We start from the raw sequence: 23,753 nt of genomic DNA, 5'->3' as shown, positions 1-23,753 counted from the left end.
TCTGCTTTGCGTTGATCATAAAGCTGTCAATGCAGTACAGCTATGGACAGCCATATGGTCAGCGTCCATATGGGCTGCAGCAGTCCTGTCTTTTCAGACAGGGAACAATGGTCAGTTTTACAGCCAGTGGGCGGGTAGTCAGTGATAACAGGTGCAGGCCGTATCGGGATACAGATACGAACATCAGGTGTGTACAGCTCTGGAGAATAATTACTATGCAGCAGAAATGGTGGCACGGAAAGACAGCCTATCAGATTTATCCTCGCAGCTTTAAGGACAGCAATGGCGACGGTGTAGGCGATCTGCCAGGTATTATTGAAAAGATCCCTTATCTTGCTGAGCTTGGCATTGAGTTGCTGTGGATTTCGCCTATTTACAAGTCCCCTTTTGCCGATATGGGCTATGACATATCTGATTATCAGGACATTGACCCTGTATTTGGCTCCATGGAGGACTTCAAACGCCTTAAGGCTGAGGCCGACAAATACGGCATAGGCATCATTATGGATCTGGTGGTCAACCACTGCTCTGATGAGCATGAGTGGTTCAAAAAGGCCTGTGCTGATCCATCATGCAAGGAAGCTTCTTACTTCATTATCCGTGAGGGTAAGGATGGCAAGGTACCTAACAACCTGCGCGCCAACTTTGGCGGCTCAGTGTGGGATAAGCTGCCTGGCCATGACAATCTGTACTACTGCCACTTCTTCCACAAAAAGCAGCCTGACCTTGACTGGTTCAATCCTGAGCTGCGCCAGAAAATCTACGAGATGATGAACTGGTGGCTGGTAGACATGGGTATTGCCGGTTTCCGTGTCGATGCCATCATGTGTATAGGCAAGGATCCTTCCTACCCTCAGTATGAGCCTGATGATGTGGGTGACGGTATGTGCTCCTGCGGTAAGATGAACAGTGACAATGTCGATGTGGCCATCAACTTCCTGCATGAGATGAATGAGCAGACTTTCCGCAAGCATGACAAATTTGCTGTAGGCGAAGTCTTTGGCATCTCAAAGGAAAACGTAGCCGACTTCATCGGTGACAACGGTGTCTTCAGCTCTATCTTCGACTTCTCCGCCCGTGAGGCCCTGACCGGCCACTACTGCTTCTACGGTTTTGAAAAGCTCAGTGTTGCCCGTTACCGTGAGGTGGTATTTGCCGCTCAGGAAACTGCAGGAGACTGCGGCTTTCTGGCCCCGGTAATTGAAAACCACGATGAGCCACGCGGCGTGTCCACCTGGCTGCCTCCTATGTGGCACAACGCAAAGGGAGCCAAGGCACTGGGTACAGTTAACCTTACTCTCAAGGGTATTCCTTTTATCTTCCAGGGTCAGGAGCTGGGCATGCTCAATACCCGCTTTGACAATATTGATGAACTTGATGACTGTCAGAGCAAGGATCAGTATGCCATGTGCAAGGCCCATGGTCTGTCCGAGACAGTGACCATGCAGGTGCTCAATGATCAGGCACGTGATCATGGCCGTGTACCAATGAGCTGGGATGACAGTGAATACGCAGGTTTCTCCACTGTAAAACCATGGATGAAGGTCAACCAGGACAAGGATACGGTCAATGTTGCAACTGAGGCCAAGGACCCTGATTCTGTTCTCAACTACTACCGCAAGCTGATTAAGCTGCGTCGTGATCCTCAGTACAAAGAGATCTTTACCTATGGTGAGTTCGTACCTATGGACGATCCTAACGGTCACACTCTTGCCTATCTGCGCCGTACCAGCGACAGAACCATTATGGTAGTGGCCAACTTCGGTGCCTGGCCTGTGCAATTCCCGGTCAACGAAAGCTCCACCATTCTGCTAAGCTCCGACCGCGTCAAAGTGGAAAACAACCAGCTTACCGTTGCCGAAGGCAGCTCAGCCATAGTCCTGCTCTAACCCGGCAGGTCCGGCAATCACCGGAAAGTCTGCCGGCCAGCATGGGCCGGTCAGCACCGGCCATCCCGGCAGACCATGTAATGCCATGCCCAGGCATGCCCATACCAGGCTAATCCTTCCAGGGCATGGCACAAAATACTGAAGCATGTCTGGCACGCTATCGTCTGGCGCGCCATAGGCAGCAGCATGCCACGGCTTACACTAAACTGAGCTTAAGCTGGTCGGCATGCATTCATGCGCAATGACAACTTCCATACATCATTCTGGACACAAAACTGCTCCAGGGACAGCTCAGGACACACAGATTTACAGCCACAGCAGCAAGGGATGAACAGTCATATTCCCCGGGGTAACCCCAAGCACGGCATCACCATGATGCTCAGTATTAACATGACCCTGACTGTTATGCTCCCTGCCTGCTGACATTACCACGGCGTTATGCCCCCTCAGTTTTGCGTTAAGCCTGAGTAAGTAAATGCCAGACATCCGTCATGCATCGCTTATACAGGCAAATCCAGTTTTCATTTTGCAGTAGCAGGCCTGGGCCGATTTCCGCCCAGGCTTTTCTGTTTGTATGTAAGCCAGTCTTGCTCTCCACATGAGCCTTATCAATGCCCGGAGAGTATCACTTCCTGCTGCAGTGAAGTCCCCGTACCGATTGTCCCCGCGCCTCAGTCATTATCAGCTGTCGCCATCATGACGGCGCCTCGACCTCATCCATCACACGCCAGCGTCAACATCTGAGCTCATCCCGTCCAGCTGATACCTTCAACAGCAGGCACCCTAACAGCGCCCGCCCTGTGTATACACCTTATCGGTGCTTACCTGATTTGCGCCCGTCCACTCTGTCCCCAAAGCGGCAGATACCTGTTATTCCCATGCCTTTATGTCTTCTCACTGGTATACTCCCGAACAGCGCCACTCCTGTGTATACACCTTATCGGTGTTTACCTGATCTGCGCCCGTCCCTTCTGTCCCTGAAGCGGCAGATACCTGTTATTCCCCTGCCTTTATGTCTCCTCACTGGTATGCTCCTGAGCTACGCCCGTCCTGTGTATACACCTTATCGCTGTTTACCTGAGCTGCGCCCGTCACCTCTGTCCCTGAAGCGGCAGATACCTGTTATTCCCCTGCCTTTATGTCTCCTCACTGGCATGCTCCTGACAGCTGCCGCCATGTGTATACACCTTATCGGTGTTTACCTGAGCTGCGCCTTTCACCTATGTCCATGAAGCGACAGATACCTGTTATTCCCCTGCCTTAATGTCTCCTCACTGGTATAGTCCCTAACAGCGCCCGCCCTTTGTATACACCTTATCGGTGCTTACCTGAGCCGCGCCCGTCGCCTCTGTCCCTGAAGCGGCAGATACCTGTTATTCCCCTGCCTTTATGTCTCCTCACTGGCATGCTCCTGACAGCTGCCGCCATGTGTATACACCTTATCGGTGTTTACCTGAGCTGCGCTCGTCCCTTGTGTCCCTGAAGCGGCAGATACCTGTTATTACCCTGCCTTAATGTCTCCTCACTGGTATGCTCCTGAGCTGCGCCCTTCCTGTGTATACACCTTATCGGTGTTTACCTGAGCTGCGCCCGTCCCTTGTGCCCCTGAAGCGGCATATACCTGTTATTCCCCTGCCTTTATGTCTCCTCACTGGTATGCTCCTGACAGCTGCCGCCATGTGTATACACCTTATCGCTGTTTACCTGAGCTGCGCCCGTCCCTTGTGCCCATTTATGAGCGCATGACTTAACCTCATGTGGCAATATTCACAACACAGATCACAGTGTGACTTTAAAGCTCACCTCCAATGCCCTGACTATCCTTCGATCGTGCTCGGCCCCGGCGTCTCTGCGCCCTTACATCAGTCATTCTCGGTCATGATCCTGTACTGGTAATGGCGAGCAATGCCAGGAGAAAATGCACTTATGTCCATGATTGATACTGTGCGCCACCGGGGATCATCATGCGTAACCTGGCAGATAATTCTTGTGCTTTGCCTGAGTAAGCTCAACCGCCTCATGGAGAGACCTGTATGGTTAAGTGTACGGCTTGCTTTCTGGCAAATCGTTCCTGCCGGCGTGTCAGATTTCCTGTATTGAGTGCCATGTGGCCGCTCCTGTCAGGAGGCTTTGCTCAGTACATTCAGACCTGGACGCCCTCAGGCATATACCTGTTTCCAGCTGTCATTTAATGTGATGCGTTTTCGTGCTCAGCATGAAAATGGGTACTGGACGCCAATAAATGACAGTCTAACTGGTTTTTGCAGGTTACTTCCGGCTGCAGTTGCATGAGCCTTGTAATAACTTGCTTAAATTTGCTGTGATGATCCGGGTGAGCACACTTCAGTGTGCCCTGTATAGATGCGACAAATCTCGCTGCAATTTTTCACAAGATTTGCATTTTTTGCATTATTGTTGCAGCAACAGAAAAGGCTTTGATTTTCCCCAGACCGCATACTGCCTTAATCAGAGGCATGTAAAATTTATTTTTACATTAGCCCCGCCGGTAGTTTTCTTTGCAGTAAAGATATTGCATAATCACCAACATAATTTTGCTGACTGATCCAGGTTAAAAGAAATTTACTGCAAACAGTCTGTAAGCCTCATTCATGTTTTGAGCATGTCTGAAAATGCCTGTACATGATGATTTGAAGTGAAAGGCTTTCATGTCAGTTCCGCAACCTGCGGAAGCATGGATGTCACCTGTTACCGTCCCCCCGTCTGCCCAGTGCTGACGGCCCCTGACTGGCAACAGCTGACCGTTTGTGCTCCATGTTCAGTTCAGATTTATAAAAAGGATTTTATCCTGATATTTCTCCAGCGCAGATACCACAGCACTATGCTCTGTATAAACAGCAGTTGTCTTCCATAATGCTGTGCCGGCCTGCGCTATCGTACACCGACAGGTGTACTTGTGGCTCTTGTCCCCTGCCCGTTATTGTTTCCAGCATTCTTCTTTAACTCCCTGCCCTGCTCCCCACATGGAAGCAAGGCTGCGGCTGTATGCCTTTACAAAAGGTTTTATGCAGGACACATATATCCTCAGCACTCTGCATCAGCACTGCTGAACACATGACAACGGCATTATGTCCAGTCAAACTGACACTATGCACGTACAAAAGTTCAGACAGCTGATGGTACAGACAAACAGACAATTTATTTGAGTTCTGAGGCAGGATTGTGCAGCGTGGACAGAGTTATTTCAGAAGAAGCCTGCAGACTGACAGACAGACTGGCAGGGCAGACAGAAACATGGTGACAGGTAAGCAAGCTCAACAAGGTGAAATATCAGTATTCACCGTCTCACGAATGTGAGGTTGGCAGCTTGCCGGGACACTGGTGTACAGGCTCCGGCAGCGATTTAGGGACTTTAGTCCGGCTGACGCCCGAAGCACTTGCGCAGGCTGCCATTCTGCATTTACCGCTTCTGTATCCCGGCAGACTGGCCTGTGCTTATACTGCAAACTTACAGCTCACTGTACATAACACTGTACTGTGTATCTTATTCCATAATAAGTGCACGGATGCTCCAGCTGCAGGCAGTTGCTTTGCCCTGTGATCAGACAGAAAAGAACAGATACATCACTAAAACACGACATATCAGCAAAGCGGCAGCAGAAAAGAGCACAGAGCACACAGCAAAGTCTCTTCTTTACCGCACATAGCCATCATAGTGCATTGATTGCCCCAGGGCATTACTGCAAATTAACACCTCAAAGCCTCATTAAGGCCCGATAGCAGCTGCAAGGACGGCCTGTCTCTTATTATCCCCACCTTACTGCAATGACAGGCAGACAGATGCGCTGCCGCCATACCAGCAGCGCTTTGCCCTCCCCAGGCCTGAGCACTGGCATAAGACCCGGCGTGAGCCTGACCAAAACCCTGAGTGTGCCCCAGGACCTGAGTCTGTCCCTGGCCCTGTTCAGAAGCCAGTACCTGAGTCTGAGCCTGCTACCGTGCCTGTGCCTGTGGCTGGCCTTTAGTCTGAGTCTTTTCCTGTCCCTGTGACTGTGACTGTGCCTGGCCTTTAATCTGAGTCTTTTCCTGTCCCTGTGCCTGCCCCTGCTCCTGTTCTTCAGGAGCATCTCATACCATAACTGTCACACCAGTTTCGCCAGATCCATGTGGCATTTCATACCCGCTCACATGCCTGATGACTCATATCTGATTTTAAGTCCCGATGTTCGTAACTCATTGCAGAGCTCAAGAGGACCACGCTCGTGGCAATGTAAACGCTGGCCGGACAGAGCCTGTGACATTTGCCACCACAATGGCCTTCATGATGCCATCTGCCACTTATGTGCAGCATTCTGAAGAGTGCCAGTTGAGGCGTGCCAGTTATGGCTGCTCAGTCACGATTACGCTACCGGATCGCGTGTACACTAAATTGCGCCTCCAGGTATACACAGCGTAGTATTGCACAGACGATATTAGTCAACAGATTTGGCTTATTTAACACAATGAAAACGTTACCACAGCCAAAAGGCCATATATATGCTGTTTACAGACACAAAATTTATCCCCTGATTCAAACTAAGACCATTGTGATCGTGATCACGCAATTTATGACGTCATATTAAAAAAGTGTATTTTTCTGTTCAAATACTGATTTTTTTTTTTTTTTTACAACTGGCCCCCCGTATAATGCCTCCATACACAGGGAAATAAATCACGCGACTGCGCAGGTGTGGCTGCGCTTTAAGCCATGAACTTAAAACCGGCCGCGAAGGCTTTTGATTATTTAAGCATGGACCTGAGGACCCGGACCTAAATTTTCCGGAGATTACTTCAAACAGGCCCTGTGACTCCAGCGAGGTTAATATCGCAATTTATACTGCAAAACCATCAGGACTGAAGACATAAGCCTTAATGCATCAGGTCACGCTCCCGCTCATGACCGATGCCTTCAGCTCTGTCTGCAATGAAAGCACCTGATGCCAGCCATGGCACTGACCTGCAGTCCGCAGTCCCCTCAATGCCTGACGACCAGAATATTGCACTGCATACCAGCTGATACCATATGTACCGTTGGCACAAATCAGCCACCTGGTATTAACGGGCAAAACATGCTTTATAAAGCAGATAACAGCCCAACACCTCTGTAAGCAGCAGTGTGCAGTGCACTAAAGTACAGCTATGCTAAAAGTCCAGAGCACCAGAGCATACACCCAGAGAATACCTTATCTGCACTGTACGCACTGCCTGCACTGACAGCCGATTTTGCTTTGTCTTCAAATCGCGCCGCTGTATCTGCAATTCATGCAGCGGCGCCCCTGGTTCAGGATAATTCATCCAGGGCTTCCTTATCAGATCGCTTTATAAAAGCATTTAACAAACTGGTTTAAATTCATTCCATATTATTTTATAGACCATTTTAACTGTGTGCGCATACCCTGACTGCGCACTGAGCCCTCTGCGCAAACACCTGCGCCTGCAGGTTTTGAGTATGAGTGCGTCAGCCATAAGAGACAGTACAGCTGCTGCGCAGCTGCAGCTGTGGCGGATCCTGCAATTGCAGGTGGCGTCGCCTGCGCTGTGACAGCAAGTTCTGTACGGATGCAATGCTCGCAAGTATTCTGCTTTTGCCTGTGCCGGAGCTTATGCCGGTGCACGGGACTGTGCCTGACCTGATCCGGGACTGGTGCGAGCCTGCTGCGGCTGCGGTGAGATGCAACAGACTTTCTTTGAAGTCAGCTGATATAAGGAAACATTCATGAGTGACAAGTGGTGGGGCAAGGTTGCCTATCAGATTTATCCTAAATCATTTCAAGACTCCAATGGCGATGGTATTGGTGATCTGCGCGGTATTATCAGCCGCCTTGATTACCTCAAAGATCTGGGTGTTGAGCTGGTATGGCTAAGCCCAATCTTCAAAAGCCCTATGGTGGACCAGGGATATGATATTTCTGACTATCAGGACATCAATCCTCTGTTTGGCACCATGGAAGATTTTGATGAGTTGCTGGCAGGTGCCCGTGAGCGCGGTATCGATATCATTCTTGATCTGGTAATCAACCACTGCTCCAGCGAGCACCCATGGTTCAAAAAGGCCTGTGCTGACCTCAACAGTGAAGAGGCCAAATACTTCTATATCCGTGAGGGCAAGAACGGTCTGCCACCAGACAATCTACGCTCCTACTTTGGCGGTTCAGTATGGTCAAAGCTGCCAGGCCGTGAAGATGAGGACCTGTGGTACCTGCACTATTTCTGCAAGGAGCAGCCTGACCTTAACTGGTATTACGAGCCGCTGCGCAAAAAGCTCTACGATATGATCAATTTCTGGCTGGACAAGGGTGTAGCCGGTTTCCGTATCGACGCCATCATGAACATTGCCAAGGATCTGTCTTTCCCTGGCCTGCCAGCTGATGGTCCTGACGGCATGTGCTCAGCAGGCAAGATGACAGCGAAGCTCTCCGATGAGGCCGCTACCTTCCTGCATGAGATGAACAACGCCACTTTCAAGCCTCACAAGGCTATTTCTGTGGCCGAGGCTTTTGGTGTCAACCAGGCCTCACTGAAGAACTACATTGGTCCTGAGGGCTTTTTCTCCACCATTTTTGATTTCTCAGCCCGTGAGCTCAACGAAATCTATCCTGCTTACTACCGCTTCCGTCCGGTAAGCATTGCCCGCTGGCGCGATACCATTTTTGCCAGCCAGCAGCGCGTCAATGACATTGGCTTTATGTGCCCAATAGTAGAGAACCATGATGAGCCACGTGGCCTGTCCTACTATGTACCGCGCCATGCTCAGACTCCTGAGGGCGCCAAGGTCCTGGGTGCCGTAAATGTCCTGCTGCGCGGCATGCCTTTTATCTACCAGGGCCAGGAAATTGGCATGACCAACACCCGTTTTGACTCCATTTATGAGTTTGACGATGTGGCTGCCCACGACAATTACAAGTCAGCCCTCAAGGCAGGTCTGAGCCCTAAGCAGGCACTGGACATACTCAATATCGAGTCCCGTGATCATGCCCGTACCCCTTTCCTGTGGTCAGCTGAGAAAAATGCCGGCTTCTCCACAGCCTCTGAAACCTGGCTCAAGGTCAATCAGGACTACACCACCATTAATGCTGCTGCACAGATTAATGACGAGCACTCAGTACTGTCTTTCTACAAAAAGCTCATTGCCCTCAAGAAGGACAGCCAGTGGCATGACATTCTGACCGATGGCCGCTTTGTACCGCTCAGTCCTGTGGCTGAATACGAAGTTCCTTTTGCCCGTGAACTGGATGGACGCCAGATTCAGGTGCTGGCCAGCTTTGAAGACTCTGCCATTACCCGCTCAGTGCCTGCAGATGCCAGCATCGTACTGGCCACCGATGGTGTAACACTGAACAATGGTCAGCTGACCCTGCCGGCCACCAGCGTAGCCATCATTGCCTGCTCCGCCCAGTAGCCGCACCACGGCCAGGGCAGGTCCCATAGGACCATGCCCCAGGCAGTACGTCCCGGGCAGAGCTCAAAGGCCCAGGCAGTACGGCCCGGGCAAGACTTCCCGGGCAGTACTGGCAGGTATGAAAGTTAATTGAAACACCACTGCAAGTCTCCACCTTTTAGCTCTACGGCAGTGTGTTTCCACCTCCCTGACCATATCTCAGGTCAGGGAATTCAAGGAGAGTAAGGACAGGGTAAGGTCAGGGCAAGGCATGACACGCCAGGGCTTTGCAATGCTGAGCTTTGCTGTGCATGTCCGCCCCGGGCATTGCCCGATCCTGATATCAGCGCCCGCACCGGCGCTGTCTCAGAGCGCGCTGTTACTGCTAAAACAGCTGCGCCTGATAACTCCCTTATGTGACAGCAGTGCTCATAAACTGTAGTGAGCACTACAGCCACCTGGTGCTCAGGCAGCCTGACCTGTGCAGCCGCTCAGCGGCCGTGCACTGTGCAGACTGTTAGTGTGTGAATCGTCTAAAGTCTCAAACCGGTATTACAGGAATCCTTCCTGCCGGTGCTCAAAAGCAATACACCAGCTGGCAACAGCCAGCAGCAAAACCAGGTCATAGCAGAACCTGAGCCAGGACATTGCCAGAGCCATGGCTATACCATGGCCAGCAGCTCCGGCCTGTCGGCCCTGTCGGCCATGCCATGCAGACTGCGCCTGCCACAGGGCATAACCTGCTTCAGACAGGCCGTAACAAGCCCTGATACCATGACTTCATGTCCATGACCATGGGGCTTCCCGGCTGCTGCAGTCCTGTGTATTTATATCTCCATGGCAACATCAGGCCATCAGGTCACGCTGTCATGGGGACATCAGGTCACAGGGCCATGAGGTCAAGCTGTCATGGGACCATCAGGTCAAAGGGCCATGGTGCCATGAGGCCTGAGTCCAGGAATCTGCCATGTCATGATGACGCTGTGTATGCTCACGAGTATCTGCAGGAAGGCTGCCCTGAGGGCAGATTAAGTGCTGTGCCCGCCTTATGCTACCAGCAGCTGCTGCAGCCATGAGGAAAACAGGAACAGTACCTGCTGCCTTTGCAATACCGGGTGGCAGCCATATGCTGACTGCTCTGCAGTATCCTGCACATGCTGCACCTGACGGCCCGGAGCCTGGTTTTTTACCTGGCTGGCCTGACGGTACGCAGGACTCAAGCGCAGTCTGACATATGCCGACTCTGAGGCTTAAAGGAGTCAGCTGATGTTATTCCCAGCTCTTGCCAACAATCCTCAAAAAGATCCCAAAATAGGCCTGACCGAGCGCTTTTCCTATGGCCTTGGTGACTTTGCATCCCAGATGCTCTATACGCCTACGGGAACCATTCTTATCTACTACTACACCGAATACGTCAATGTGAACATTGCCGTAGTCGCAACCATCATGCTGCTCTCACGCCTGCTCGACGGTGTTTCCGATCTCTTTGTCGGCTGGCTGATTGAAAACACTAAAAGCCCTTACGGCAAGGCCCGTGCCTGGCTGTTGCGCATGCTCATTCCTTTCTTCATAGCCATGGTGGCCATGTTCTCGGTACCACCTGGCCTTGATGACTGGCTTAAGTATGTCTATATCTTTGTCAGCTACAACTTTGCCATTTCCGTGGTCTACACAGCCATTAACCTGCCTTATGGCTCCATGACCACCTCCATGACCAATGACAGCTATCAGCGCTCCATTCTGGTAATTTACCGTATGCTGCTGGCCACTGCCGGTAACACCCTGACTCTTGTCGTTACTCTGCCTATGGTTGAGTTCTTTGGCAATGATCAGGCTGCATGGACCATTACCTTCGTGATTCTTGCCGCCGTAGCCTGCACCTGCTTCTTCCTGACCTTTGCTTTCTGTCATGAGCGCATTGTTACTCCGCCACCTGAGAAGAGCGATCTCAAGACCACCATCAAGGTTATTGGCCGCCTGTTCAAGAACAAATACTGGGTCATGCTCACTCTGGCCATGCTGACCACCTTTACCGCTGACGTGGTGTTCTCAACAGCCAATACCTACTACTGCCGCTACTTCCTTGATAATCCTAACCACATCGGTACCTTTGCCACCATCATGAATATCTTCAAGGTGGGCTGTCTTATCCTGGTGCTGCCAATTATGCTCAAGAAGACAGGCAAGCGTAACTCTCTGATGATCGCCTGCGTCATCATTATCATCGCTGCCATGGTGCGCTTTATTGACCCTTACTCTGCAACAGTTGCCTTTGTCGGTGCAGCTATCTGGGGTTTTGGTCAGGGCTTTACCTACGCCTGCGTCTTTGCCATGCTCCCTGACTGCGTGGAATATGGCGAATACATTGACCACGAGCGCCACGAGGGCATGGTCTACTCAGGCGCCAGCTTCGGCATGAAGCTCGCCGCCGGCCTTGGTGCCGTCATCGCCTCCACAGTGATGCAGGTTGGCGGTTACGTCAACAATGCTCCTGAGCAAACTGATGCCGCCATGAACACCATACTGCTGGCCACCACTGTCTTCCCTGCCATCCTTTTTGCCCTGTGCATTGTCTCCGTACTGGGCTACCGCCTCGACAAAATCTACCCTGATGTTATCAGAGAGCTTCAGCAGCGCCGCACCAGCTCCAATGCCGCCGACGCCTCCGCTCAGACCGATGCCCAGGCTGACAGCAGCAGGGATCAGCAGGCTCAGAGCTAAAGCCACAACCATAAAGGGCTGCAAAGGCTACAGCCAAAACACAGGCTCAGGCCAAATCTGAAGCCAGTGCTCATGCAGCCCCTCCGCCCGGCCAGCTCTGGCCGGGCTCTGACCGGTACCAGAACTCAAACTGGCACCCGGCCCCAAAAGTAATAGCGGGCTGACAACACCAGCCTGCTTTCAATGGCGCCATCGCAGGAGCTGACTGCACAGATGCTTCCGCCCAGGCGCCACCTGCCAAAGAATTACTCCACTTTCCCATTAACCATATATGCTCAGGTATTCCCAGGGACGTCAGCCGGGATCTGCCTGCAGACCCTCCTGGCCTGCTGCAAAGGTCAGCCCCGACCACACCTTAACACCACCCCGACACCGCCCATTAGTCATAACCGTCGCCACCTGCCGAACAGCATACTAATCTGCATAAGCACCGTCACTGACTCTGCAGACACTGGCTGTAGCGCCAAGGCATCAGTACAGGTCCATGTCCGTGCTCATCGCCGGCCAGATGGCCGTGCTGTACAACAGTTTCATTTAGTGCCCAGCAACAGCCTGATGCTCGCGCTGAGCTACAGTTTAATTTCCGTGCTCATCCCCGGCCAGATAGCCGTGATAATCAACAGTTTCATTTCCGTGCTCATCACCGGCTGTAAGCGCTGCAGCAGCGGGCATTAAGTCAGCACTCGGCTGACGCTTTAGCATGAGCATCACTTTTAGCGTGACCGGGATTACGCAGTTAAGACCGGGCACATCCACGATTAACAGGCCTGAACGCGTGACGGCCTGAGTACAGGCAGGCCCACAACCTGCCTGCTTTCTAAGCAAAGATGTGATTAAGGGACAGAGAAAACAGGAAGTAAGAATTAAACAGATACAGGGAGTGCAATACAATCAGGGCAGAGCAACAGACTGAACAGACAGTGATATACAGACATGGTCAGAGAGCAAGACTGACACACAGACAGAGATCTGACAGAGATTAAATTTGAAATTAACAGGCCTGGCCATATGGGGCTCATGGCCAATACAGCTCACAATAATAATAATAATAATAATGCTTTGTAAAGTATTTTATTAACAGGACACTCAGCACGCAGCAGAGTGGGCATGATATACATGCCTTACTAAGGCACAGAGGTGTTTAATGGAAAAGAAATGGTGGCATGGCAAAACAGCCTATCAGATTTATCCTAAATCCTTTCAGGACTCCAATGGTGATGGTATTGGTGATTTGCGGGGTATTATCAGCCGCCTTGATTACCTGAGGGATCTGGGCATTGATCTGCTCTGGCTAAGCCCGATTTATCCTTCGCCTTTTGTCGATCAGGGTTACGATATCAGCGATTATTGCAACATCGCCCCTGTGTTCGGCACTCTTGATGACTTTGATGAGCTTTTGAGCAAGGCCCGCGATCGCGGCATCGATCTCATTATGGATCTGGTGCTCAACCACTGCTCGTCAGAGCATCCATGGTTTAAGAAGGCCTGCGCCGATCCGCTCAGTCCCGAAGCTGACTACTTTTACATCAGAAAAGGCCGTGACGGCCAGCCACCTGACAACCTGCGCTCCTATTTTGGCGGTTCGGTATGGTCAAAGCTGCCAGGTCACGAAGATGAGGATCTGTGGTACTGCCATTACTTTGCCCGTGAACAGCCAGATCTGAACTGGAACAACCCTCAGCTGCGTGAGCAAATCTACTCCCTGGTCAACTTCTGGATAGACCGTGGCGTCAAAGGATTTCGTATCGATGCCATACTTTCCATTGTCAAGGATCTCTCCTTCCCGGGACTGCTACCAGATGCAGCTGGTGATGGCATGAGCCATGCGGCCAATATGAACGCTCTGCTGCTTGACAGAATTGGACCATATCTTAACGAGCTCAAGGAGCGCACCTTTGTCCGTGCTGACTGTTTTACCGTAGGAGAGGTTCTGACTGTTACTGATAAGAGTGTCAGGGAGTTTGCCGGCACAAATGGCTATTTTTCTACCATGTTTGACCTTTCCTGCCGTGCCGTTATCGAGTCAGCTCCCCATTACACCCAGTTTACAACTCTGGGGCCTGATGAGTTTGCATCCTGCGTTTTTGCCACTCAGGAACTTTATCAGCAGGCCGGTGCCATGACAGCTCCAATTCTGGACAATCATGACGAGCCACGCGGCGTGTCCTACTTCATGCCCGAATATCTGCAAAATGCCCAGGGAGCAAGGGCACTGGCTACAGTGCAGCTGACCCTGCGCGGTATTCCCTTTATCTATCAGGGCGATGAACTGGGCATGACCAACACTCATTTTGCCAGCATTGATGAGTTCAACGATCTCTATGCCCTTGATGAATACCGCCATGCACTTGAAAGCGGCCTGAGCGATGAGCAGGCTCTGCGCTGCGTGGCATGGCACAGCCGCGACAATGCCCGTACTCCAATGCTCTGGGATGACAGCGCCAGTGCCGGCTTTACCTCAGGTAAACCATGGCTGCGTCTGCATCAGGACTGGCGTACCGTCAATGTCAAAAATCAGCTCCATGATGAAAATTCAGTACTTCATACCTACAGAAGGCTCACTGCGCTCAAACATGACAGCCGCTGGCATGACGTGCTGGCCTGGGGCGACTTTACCCGCTGCCCGGTCGGCAGTGGCATGATTGCTTTCTGGCGTCACGATGAAAACTGCACCCTGCTGACCATAGTCAACACCAGACAGGATGTCTTTACCATGGATCTGACCCGGGCCCCGGGTGCCGATCTGGCGCTGAGCGCCCCTGACCACCATTGCTGTGACCTGATTTTCGCAGCCAATGGCGTAAGCCTGGTCAACACCATACTTACCCTGGGCTGCGGAGGTGCCGCCGTAATTTGCCTGCGCCACAAAGCCATGGCATAAAGCAGCCCCGCAACCGGCCCAGCCGGATGCGGGCGCACGCACAGCCAAAAGGCAGCCCGCCGCACCTGCAGACACGGCTCAGCCCGCAGTCTTGCCTGATTAAGGTCAGGGACGGCCCCATGATCGCTGCCCCATAAAGAGCAAGGGAGATCTCCGCATGCGCGGGATCTCCCTCTTTTGTCCGCAGCGTCGACCGTACAGAGCGTGCCACAGCTGCCACCATGAGTCTGGCTCTCCTGGCTGCAGGCCGCCGCCGGGCCGTGCGTCAGCTCCTGGCATGACCACCCTGGTCCGGTCGTCCTGAGCCCGGGCAGCCTGAGCCCGGTCGGCCGGGCTGCAGTCAGTAGCAGTCCATATAACTGCGCACCTGATCAAAGCGACCGGCTTTAAGGTCATCCTCATCGATAAAATAATAGATTGCGCCGGCATCACCTATGCAAAGCTGCCATTTTTTAAGGTTTTCATCACAAAATGAACTCTGGGTATAAAGCAGGCGGCACTGCCTGTTTGCAGTATAGTCTCCCTGGATAAACTCTCCCCAGCCCAGAAACTGAGTGGTATCATCCTCAAGCTCTTCATAGCCGTCAGTCCCAGCAAGCTCAGCAAAGAGCTCCTCATAACTGTCATTGATCTGCTCAAGCTGCTCTCTGCTCATGCCCCAGTCTGCATCGCAGTCATCACCTTCTTCAGTATCGAACATGGAGGACCACTCATGAGGGACCTGCCAGCCGGCACGGACCACAATGCGGTGCAGAGGAATCTCCATTCTGTCAGTCTCAAGAACCTTTTCACAAGGAGGATCTGCAGGGCGCTGTGTTACTTTCAGGCTGTACACATCGTCAAAAACATAAATACGGCTGTGCTCTCCATCAAAGCCAAAGGCTTCTCCGCAGCCGAAAATGACCATCAGTCCGTGATCAGGCAGCAGCCCTTCAAGGTCATAGCGGCTGAGCTCCCTCAGGTCATACTGGGCCATAAAGACCAGTGGACGCATGCCCTTTTCCTTGTAGCCATACTCAGCCTCGGGCCAGACAAAGCCCTCAGGCAGGTGAGGCTGACCGCCCAGATGAGACAGTGCAGAGAGCATGGCGCCCTCAGAGTACTGGGCATGAGCCGGACGGGCAAATGCAGGCTCCCCCTTCTTAGCGACCTCCTCAGGATTAACAAAGTCACAGAAAATCGCCTTGCGGGCCAGCGCAGCCAGAGCATTGCTGCACTTAAGTTCCTTGAGCTTAACCTTATCCATAATATCCTCCAAAAGCGCACCACAGCGCCGCCGTCCCGTCCCCAGACTGCGCTCTGTGCCAGGCCATGCCGACGGCTCTGCATGGCCTCCCAGGCACAGCAGCCCCCACAAGAGCCCATCCAGGACCTGTGCCAGGGACTGGATCTGCCATACCATGCAGCGGCCGCAGTTGCGGCAGCGGCAGCAGCTGCTGCACCCATAATTATCTCATAAGTCTGTTGACAGCAAATCCTCATGCTCAGACAGCACAGGATCACCTCGCTGCAGTCACCACGAAAATGATCTACTTCCCATATCTGAAAATTTCTGCCCGGCAGGTGCCATAAAAGCGCTTATTTATGAGCTGATGCTGTTGACATATGCCCCGGAAACTGATTTAAAATATCCATAACCGTAAACTATGCTCAGACCATTTTTCTGATGCATAGAAAAGGGCCCGTGTATATGGCGCTTATTAAGTGGCTGATACACGGGCCTTTTTATTTTTTACGGTCATATAAACAATAGATGTCTGTTATGTCCAGAAACGGACACAACTCAATTGCTTAAAGGTGAGCAGCACAGCGATCAGTTCTGCTCTGAGCAACTGTTACAGGCCAGCAGGAGCCACCTATGAAAACTGATGACACGATCTGCAAAGATAACGCCTCTGAGGCATCAGCCCCTTCTGGAAATACCATGTCGGCAGAGCCCGGCCCGGCCATCCACCATGACACATCTGTATCCGAAGCCTCAGCTGCGGCAGACGCCGCAGCTGAGTGCCGACAGGATGCAGCTGCATCGGCCTCACAGGTCCAGAAATATGTCAGCATCAAGAATGCTGTACATGACGGCAAAGTAATAAAATACGGCTATACCGCTGACGGACTGATGGGTAAGATAGAAATTAAAATTGATTACAGCGTAAAACCGGCCTCCAGGCTGTCTGGTCCGGTCAGTGGCAGTCCACATGACCGCTATGCCAAGATAATGTTTGGCGACCCACATGTTATCTGCTCTATTTTTAACAATTTTATCTATCCGGCACTCTACGATGAGACAGGAACATTAAGACCTGTTGACTTCAGAAAACTGGACAAGGAACTTCTGAGCAAGGACAAGGCTCTCTTTTGTGATTTGCTGTGGAGTTGCGATTCTGAGCATAACTCTCGCGACATTATCGATGTTGAGTTTCAGTCGAGTGTTGATAAAAATATGCCTGAGCGCATCAGACAATACATCGATTCAATCAAATTCAACAATCAGATTATCACAGAGTCACTCAAGGATGGCCGTCATCCTATTGTATCTTCTGTCCTGATATTTACTGGAAACAGTGAATGGGACGGTCTGTACAGTTTGAAGTTTCAGTCTGAACTGGCGCCGAAAAAGCGCATGTTGATTTTCATGTCCCAGCCATTCGTATTCATCTCTCCGCAGCACTATGAGCTTGATGAGCTGCTGGCCATGGACAGCAATCTGGCGGCTGTGATTTTTGCCCTGTACAAACCTCTAACATTAGAGAAAGCTGTAGAAGTGCTTAATAAAGCCGTTAATTTAATTGGGTATCTTCCTGAGCATACAAAACGTGATTTTACTCTCTTTATCAACTATGCTTTAGGTGTAGCAGCTTCTTACATAAAATTCCCAGTATATGAGGATAATCCTATGACAGTTCAGTCACTTCGTGATGCTTCCATGGAAGCTCAGATTCAATGGTCTAAGCAGCAGTATGACCGTGGTTATAATGAGGCAGCTATCATAGTCCGTGACCAGGTACGCGATGAATTACGTGCCGAAGTACGTGCCGAAGTACGTGATGAATTACGTGCCGAAGTACGTGATGAATTACGTGCCGAAGTACGTGATGAAGTACGTAACGAGGTACGTGATGAAGTACGTAACGAGGTACGTGATGAGGTACGTAACGAGGTACGTGATGAAGTACGTAACGAGGTACGTGATGAAGTACGTAACGAGGTACGTGATGAAGTACGTAACGAGGTACGTGATGAAGTACGTAACGAGATACTTGAGGAAATACGTAACGTGGTACGTGATTAAGTACGTAACGTGGTACGTGCCAAGGGCCGCGATCAGGTAATGAAGTTGATTGAAACATGCCGCAGCGAAAACATGAGCGACACGCAGACCCTGCAGCGGATTATTGACATGATGATCGCAAAGGGACATATGCAGTCCAGCTCCAACGGTGGCTGCATTTCCGCTGATGGCAAGTGATCATGTCTAAAGGGCAGCGCCCTCAGCGTACTGATGCCCAGCCATCACTGCACTGTATTGCTTATAGCCTGTGGCTGCAGCCTGTGTGGCTTGCTGTCATGCAGCAGAGTTGCCATACTGTGGGCCGGCTGGGGTCATGCATGAATACCCTGTATATGAGGATAATCCTATGACAGTTCAGTCACTTCGTGATGCTTCCATGGAAGCTCAGATTCAATGGTCTAAGCAGCAGTATGACCGTGGTTATAATGAGGCAGCTATCATAATCCGTGACCAGGTACGTGCCGAAGACCGCGATGAGGTAATGAAGTTGATTGAAACATGCCGCAGCGAAAACATGAGCGACACGCAGACGCTGCAGCGGATTATTGACATGATTAGCTCAAAGATACATATGCAGTCCAGCTCCGACAGTGGCTGCAGTTCCGCTGATGGTAAGTGATCCTGTCTCAAGGGAAACGCCCTCCAGGTACTGAAGCCCAGCCATCACTGCGCTGTATTGCTTATCGCCTGTGGCTGCAGCCTGTGTGGCTTTCTGTCATGCAGCAGAGTTGCCATACTGTGGGCCGGCTGCAGGTATGTGTGCGAATTATCAGAGACTGTCAGGGCTAATCTATATCCTGCTTTCGGTCTGATATCAGCAAATTTTTGAGCCATACAGTTAAAAGGACTGCTCCTTGAATGGATCAGTCCTTTTGATTTTCATCCCTGGCCGTATTACACACTTTGCAAAGGACTGGTGGCCGATCTGATGCCACTCCCGGCCTGGGCCCATGGCAGGGGCCGGGGCCTGCTGAGGTCATGCATAAATACCCTGTATATGAGGATAATCCTATGACAGTTCAGTCGCTTCGTGATGCTTCCATGGAAGCTCAGATTCAATGGTCTAAGCAGCAGTATGACCGTGGTTATAATGAGGCAGCTATCATAATCCGTGACCAGGTACGCGATGAATTACGTGCCGAAGTACGTGATGAATTACGTAACGAGGTACGTGACGAGGTATGTGATGAAGTACGTAACGAGGTACGTGCCGAGGACTGCGCTCAGGTAATGAAGTTGATTGAAACATGCCGCAGCGAAAACATGAGCGACACGCAGACCCTGCAGCGGATTATTGACATGATGAGCTCAAAGGAACATATGCAGTCCAGCTCCAACGGTGGCTGCATTTCCGCTGATGGCAAGTGATCCAGTCTCAAGGGAAACGCCCTCCAGGTACTGAAGCCCAGCCATCACTATACTGCACTGCACTGCACTGCACTGCTTATCGCCTGTGGCTGCAGCCTGTGTGGCTGACTGTCATGCAGCAGAGTTGCCATACTGTGGGCCGGCTGCAGGTATGGGTGCGAATTATCAGAGACTGTCAGGGCTCATCTATATCCTGCTTTCGATCTGATATCAGCAAATGTATGAGCCATAAAGTTAAAAGGACGGATCCAGGAAAGGATCTGTCCTTTTGATTTTACGCACTTTAGGCTGGCCCGCCTGGCACAGGCCTGATGGACGGCATGATGCCCGCCCCGGCCCGGCAACTTGCAGGTGGCTTTCCGGGGCATGGTGGCATCAGGCCGGATTGCGGGCAATGTAGGTGGTGGAGGCGTCGTGGAAGACAGGCTTGAGGCCGTTGATTTCCATGGCGCGTACAACCTGCTCAACGGTGCGGTCGTCGTTGACTGTCCACTGCTCAAGGTGCTGACCCTTGTTGGCATAGCCGCCTGGCTCAGTGGAGCTCTGAGCTGAAATGGCAGTAATGCCGTAAGGAGTGATCATGTCACGGAATTCCTTACTCTCACGGGTGGAGATGGTCAGATCCAGCTCATTATCAAAGATACGCCATGCGGCAATAAGCTGTACCAGCTGAGAGTCGCTTACAGGCATGTGTGGCTCATAGCCGCCGGCTGCAGGACGCAGACGTGGGAAGGAAACGCTCAGACGGGTCTTCCAGTAGTGCTCACGCATGTACATGATGTGCATGGCCAGAGCGCAGCAGTCGACACGCCAGTCATACAGGCCCAGCAGGGCACCCATGCCCACCTTGTCGATACCGGCCTCACCAAGACGCTCCGGTGTTTCCATACGGTAGCGCATGTCCATCTTCTTGCCGGCCAGGTGTACGGCCTTGTAGGTAGGCTGGTGATAGGTTTCCTGATAGACAGAAACGCTGTCCAGACCCAGCTCACGCAGCTCGGCATAGTCCTCAGTGTTCAAAGGCTGAACTTCCATCTGCAGATAGGCTGCATATGGCTTGACTACAGGCAGCACCTGACGGAAATAATCCATACCGCCACGGCGTGAGTTTTCACCTGTTACCAGCAGAATGTTCTGGAAACCAAGATCTCTGATGGCCTTGCACTCAGCCTCAATTTCCTCAAGGGTCAGCACGGTACGGGCAAACTTGTTATCTGATGAGAATCCGCAGTAGGCGCACTTGTTGGAGCACAGATTGGTCAGATAAAGAGGGATGTACATGTTCAGAGTGCGGCCGAATCTCTTGCGGGTCAGCTGCATGGAAGCCATGACCATGTCCTTGAGATAGTGCTTGCGGGCACTTTCTGAAATGAGGGCGGCAAAGTCCTCGATATTAAGAGCTGAACCTTTGGCCAGAGCGCGCTCAACATCAGCATCGGTACGGCTCTCAACCAGCTGGGCAAACCTGTCTACATCAAGCTTGCTGATTTCATCATAAAAACTCATTTTCTAGCCTCTATACCCGCCTTCCATGGCAGGCCTGCCCCTTTACGGGGGCTTGAAAAAATTTTCCGGACAGACAGCAACACCACCCGGCACCTTGGGCACTGCGACGAGAACATCGCCCGGCAATGCGACGGGGTCAGCGCCCGGCAATGCGCCAGGCTCAGCGCCGGGCGCGCTCTGCAGCGCAGCCTGCAGGACGGCAGGTCCTGCCTGCGTGGCAGGGCTTTAGCAGGTATGGTTATTGTCTTACCGGCAGGAGCAGCTCTGCCTGTGACTGGAGGCTGCCCTTTAAGCTGTCTGACGGTGTGCCACTGCTGCACACAGTACCAGGGTTGCGTCGGGTACGACTGCAGCCTCAGTGCTGCTGCAGCGTCATGATAACTGCAAGGTCAGGGCTGCTGCAGCGTACGGGCGACCTTGATGACGCCAGACCCTCAGGCGTCCGGGCTGTGCTTTACTGACCGTGCTTATCAGTCCTTCAGGGAGTTTAAGAACTGCTCCATTGGAGAGGTGGCGCGGGCAGTTTCAAACTGAGATGCCAGACCGGCCTCATAACCAAGACGGCCAGCCTCACAGGCAGCACGGAATGCGCGGGACATGACAACAGGATCACCGGAGGCAGCAATGGCAGTATTGACCATTACAGCAGCTGCACCCATTTCAAGAGAGCGGGCAGCCTCTGAAGGTGCGCCAATACCGGCATCAACAATCACAGGGCAGCGGCACTCCTTTAAGATCAGCTTTAAGAAAGGCTCAGTCTGCAGGCCTTTGGCAGATCCAATAGGGCTGCCCAGTGGCATAACAGCAGCAACACCGAGCTCCTCAAGACCCTTGCACAGGCACAGATCGGCCTGACAGTAGGCAAAGACCTTAAAGCCGTCAGCTACGAGCTGCTTACAGGCCTCATAAGTCTCAATGGTATCTGGAAGCAGATACTTCTGATCAGGGTGGACCTCTACCTTGATCCAGTCAGTGCCCAGGGCCTCGCGGGCCAGGTGGGCGGCATAGACGGCCTCTTTGGCAGTACGGGCACCTGAGGTGTTAGGCATGAGGGTAACACCCAGCTCACGCAGTGGTTTGATGATGTCATCAGTGGCGTGCTCCATATCAACACGCTTTACAGCCATGGTGGCAATCTGGGAGCCGGAAGCCTTAATTGAATCAGCAAGGGCCTGACCACTGGCATATTTGCCTGTACCAACAATCAGTCGGGAATCAAACTCCTGACCTGCCAGAACCAGTTTATCCATGTTTATTAACCTCCTGCTACCAGACTGAAAACTTCAACTTTCATATTGTTCTGTAAAACGAAAGTACCAAAAGTGCTCTTAGGCACAATGGACTCATCTACTGCCACTGCAGTGCCATCAAGGGAGAACTTGAGTTCCTCAAGCAGAGCGCTCAGGGTGGTGTCCGGTGCGATGGTGGTGGCACGGCCATTAACTTCAATGGTAATCATAAATTTCTGAACCGCAGGTAGTCTCAATATCTCTCCGCCATGTCCGAAAGCAGTCCTTTCCAGACTCTGCCAGAACCTTGCAGACTCTGGCAGCCGAGCCGCGCTGTGAAAGCGGTGCACGAAACCGCCGGACAGCTGCACTCAGCTGCCGGAGAAATAACAGGTTATAAAGAAAATCTCAGGGAGGGGCCTGCCGACAGGACCATGGTACTGGCTGCACTGCGGGCCTGCTCTGTAGCAGACCGGCACGCCAGGTCTGGCTGTGCACTGGGCTGCTCTGTAGCAGACCGCTAAGCCGGGTACGGCTGCGGCGGGGCCTGTTGCGCGGGCATCTTTTGCCCTGCAGGGCCTACTGGGCGGCAACCTGCATGATGGCGCAGTCTGGACACTCAGGATCGGCACACAGATTCATCTTGTTCATGGTCATGTGGCGCAGGTCGATGCGAATAAGCTTGCCTCTGTGCTCCTTATTGCCAAGGAGATACTCAAGGGCAACATGAGCGGTCATGGCGGCGCAGCTTTCGGCTATTGGGCCGGTAATACCAACCCTGGTATTAATAGCGGCACCTGATGTCAGGCAGCGGTAGCAGCCTGAAGTGGCGACAAATCCTGGATCGTGATAGGCAAATGTGGCGATCAGAGCTGTATAGGCTGAAACAGCTCCGCTGATAAGGTCGAGCCCGTGATGCAGGGCCAGACGGGAAATGGTCAGACGGCTCTGAGCATTGTCTGAAACATCAAGTAACAGATCGAGGCCATCGGCAAAGGCTTTAAAGTTGCTCTCGTCGATCTTTTCCTTAAAGGCAACAACATTGCACTGACTGTTGCGCGCAAGAATCTCACGGCGGGCAGCTTCTACCTTGGAGTGACCAAGATCACTTTCCTTAAAGAGGATCTGACGATGCAGATTGTGAACTGCCAGGTCATCATAATCGGCAATGCGGATCTGACCAACACCTGCAAGAGCAAGCAGCAGTGAGCTCAGGCCACCAGCACCACCGACGCCGATAAATCCTACCTTCTTTGAGGCCAGTTCTTCCTGACGTCCAGCATACAGTTCCAGCATCTGCTGTCGCAGATAACGTTCATTATTGTCCAAAGTGGTCTCCTCGCTGTAACCTGACACAACAGAGAACGCAGGTTATCAGCCGGCCTTATGGCCTGGTGAGGGTACCTGATTGCAGGAAAATCCTGTCTCTTAAAACAGCAGCTGCTCTACATACTTATCAGTCGGCAGCTCAGCCTGTCCATGCACTTATGAGCAT

General features: G+C 52.0%; 12 protein-coding genes. 7 read left to right on the top strand and 5 right to left on the bottom strand.

Annotation, left to right across the window (positions count from 1 at the left end; translation table 11 throughout):
* Positions 1-215 precede the first annotated feature (215 nt).
* From MXE41_RS10190 to MXE41_RS10175, 4 genes are all read left to right on the top strand, one after another.
* Complete coding sequence (locus MXE41_RS10190; protein ID WP_247100411.1) at positions 216-1,889, top strand: alpha-glucosidase; 1,674 nt, start codon at positions 216-218, stop codon at positions 1,887-1,889.
* Between the two features lie 5,713 nt (positions 1,890-7,602).
* The gene (locus MXE41_RS10185) at positions 7,603-9,285 is read left to right on the top strand and encodes an alpha-glucosidase (RefSeq protein WP_247100410.1); all 1,683 of its coding nucleotides are present in this window, start codon (positions 7,603-7,605) and stop codon (positions 9,283-9,285) included.
* Between the two features lie 1,245 nt (positions 9,286-10,530).
* On the top strand, positions 10,531-11,985 hold the full coding sequence (locus MXE41_RS10180; protein WP_247100409.1) for an MFS transporter: 1,455 nt from the start codon (positions 10,531-10,533) through the stop codon (positions 11,983-11,985).
* A gap of 1,144 nt (positions 11,986-13,129) precedes the next feature.
* Positions 13,130-14,866, top strand: a complete 1,737-nt coding sequence (locus MXE41_RS10175) for an alpha-glucosidase (RefSeq protein ID WP_247100408.1) — start codon at positions 13,130-13,132, stop codon at positions 14,864-14,866.
* A gap of 340 nt (positions 14,867-15,206) precedes the next feature.
* Here MXE41_RS10175 and MXE41_RS10170 read toward each other — a convergent pair whose 3' ends face one another.
* Positions 15,207-16,112, bottom strand: a complete 906-nt coding sequence (locus MXE41_RS10170; protein WP_247100407.1) for a DUF1963 domain-containing protein — start codon at positions 16,110-16,112, stop codon at positions 15,207-15,209.
* A 612-nt stretch (positions 16,113-16,724) separates the two neighbouring features.
* Between MXE41_RS10170 and MXE41_RS10165 the strand changes: the two genes are divergently transcribed.
* The 3 genes from MXE41_RS10165 to MXE41_RS10155 all read left to right on the top strand — a co-directional run bounded on the left by MXE41_RS10165 (position 16,725) and on the right by MXE41_RS10155 (position 19,523).
* Positions 16,725-18,155, top strand: coding sequence for an Rpn family recombination-promoting nuclease/putative transposase (locus MXE41_RS10165; RefSeq protein WP_247100406.1), 1,431 nt, complete (start codon positions 16,725-16,727; stop codon positions 18,153-18,155).
* Positions 18,156-18,501: 346 nt separating this feature from the next.
* Positions 18,502-18,774, top strand: a complete 273-nt coding sequence (locus tag MXE41_RS10160) for a hypothetical protein (RefSeq protein WP_247100405.1) — start codon at positions 18,502-18,504, stop codon at positions 18,772-18,774.
* Between the two features lie 392 nt (positions 18,775-19,166).
* On the top strand, positions 19,167-19,523 hold the full coding sequence (locus tag MXE41_RS10155) for a hypothetical protein (protein ID WP_247100404.1): 357 nt from the start codon (positions 19,167-19,169) through the stop codon (positions 19,521-19,523).
* 375 nt (positions 19,524-19,898) lie between these two features.
* Here the strand turns inward: MXE41_RS10155 and thiH are convergent, their stop codons facing one another.
* The 4 genes from thiH to MXE41_RS10135 form a co-directional block, all read right to left on the bottom strand.
* Positions 19,899-21,029: a 2-iminoacetate synthase ThiH gene (gene thiH / locus MXE41_RS10150; RefSeq protein ID WP_247100403.1), complete on the bottom strand. Its 1,131-nt coding sequence runs from the start codon at positions 21,027-21,029 to the stop codon at positions 19,899-19,901.
* Positions 21,030-21,499: 470 nt separating this feature from the next.
* Positions 21,500-22,279 carry a thiazole synthase gene (locus MXE41_RS10145; RefSeq protein ID WP_247100402.1) on the bottom strand — a complete coding sequence of 260 codons (780 nt, stop codon included), beginning with the start codon at positions 22,277-22,279 and terminating at the stop codon, positions 21,500-21,502.
* 5 nt (positions 22,280-22,284) lie between these two features.
* A complete protein-coding gene (thiS, locus tag MXE41_RS10140) occupies positions 22,285-22,488 on the bottom strand; it encodes a sulfur carrier protein ThiS (RefSeq protein ID WP_246978900.1) in 204 nt (67 codons plus the stop codon).
* Positions 22,489-22,837: 349 nt separating this feature from the next.
* Positions 22,838-23,587: a ThiF family adenylyltransferase gene (locus MXE41_RS10135; protein WP_247100401.1), complete on the bottom strand. Its 750-nt coding sequence runs from the start codon at positions 23,585-23,587 to the stop codon at positions 22,838-22,840.
* Between the last annotated feature and the right edge of the window lie 166 nt (positions 23,588-23,753).

This window comes from Anaerobiospirillum sp. NML120449 (assembly GCF_023051105.1).
Classification (GTDB): Bacteria; Pseudomonadota; Gammaproteobacteria; order Enterobacterales; family Succinivibrionaceae; genus Anaerobiospirillum.
The sequence above is the reverse complement of the archived record's forward strand: the minus strand, read 5'-3'. Positions and strand labels throughout refer to the sequence as shown.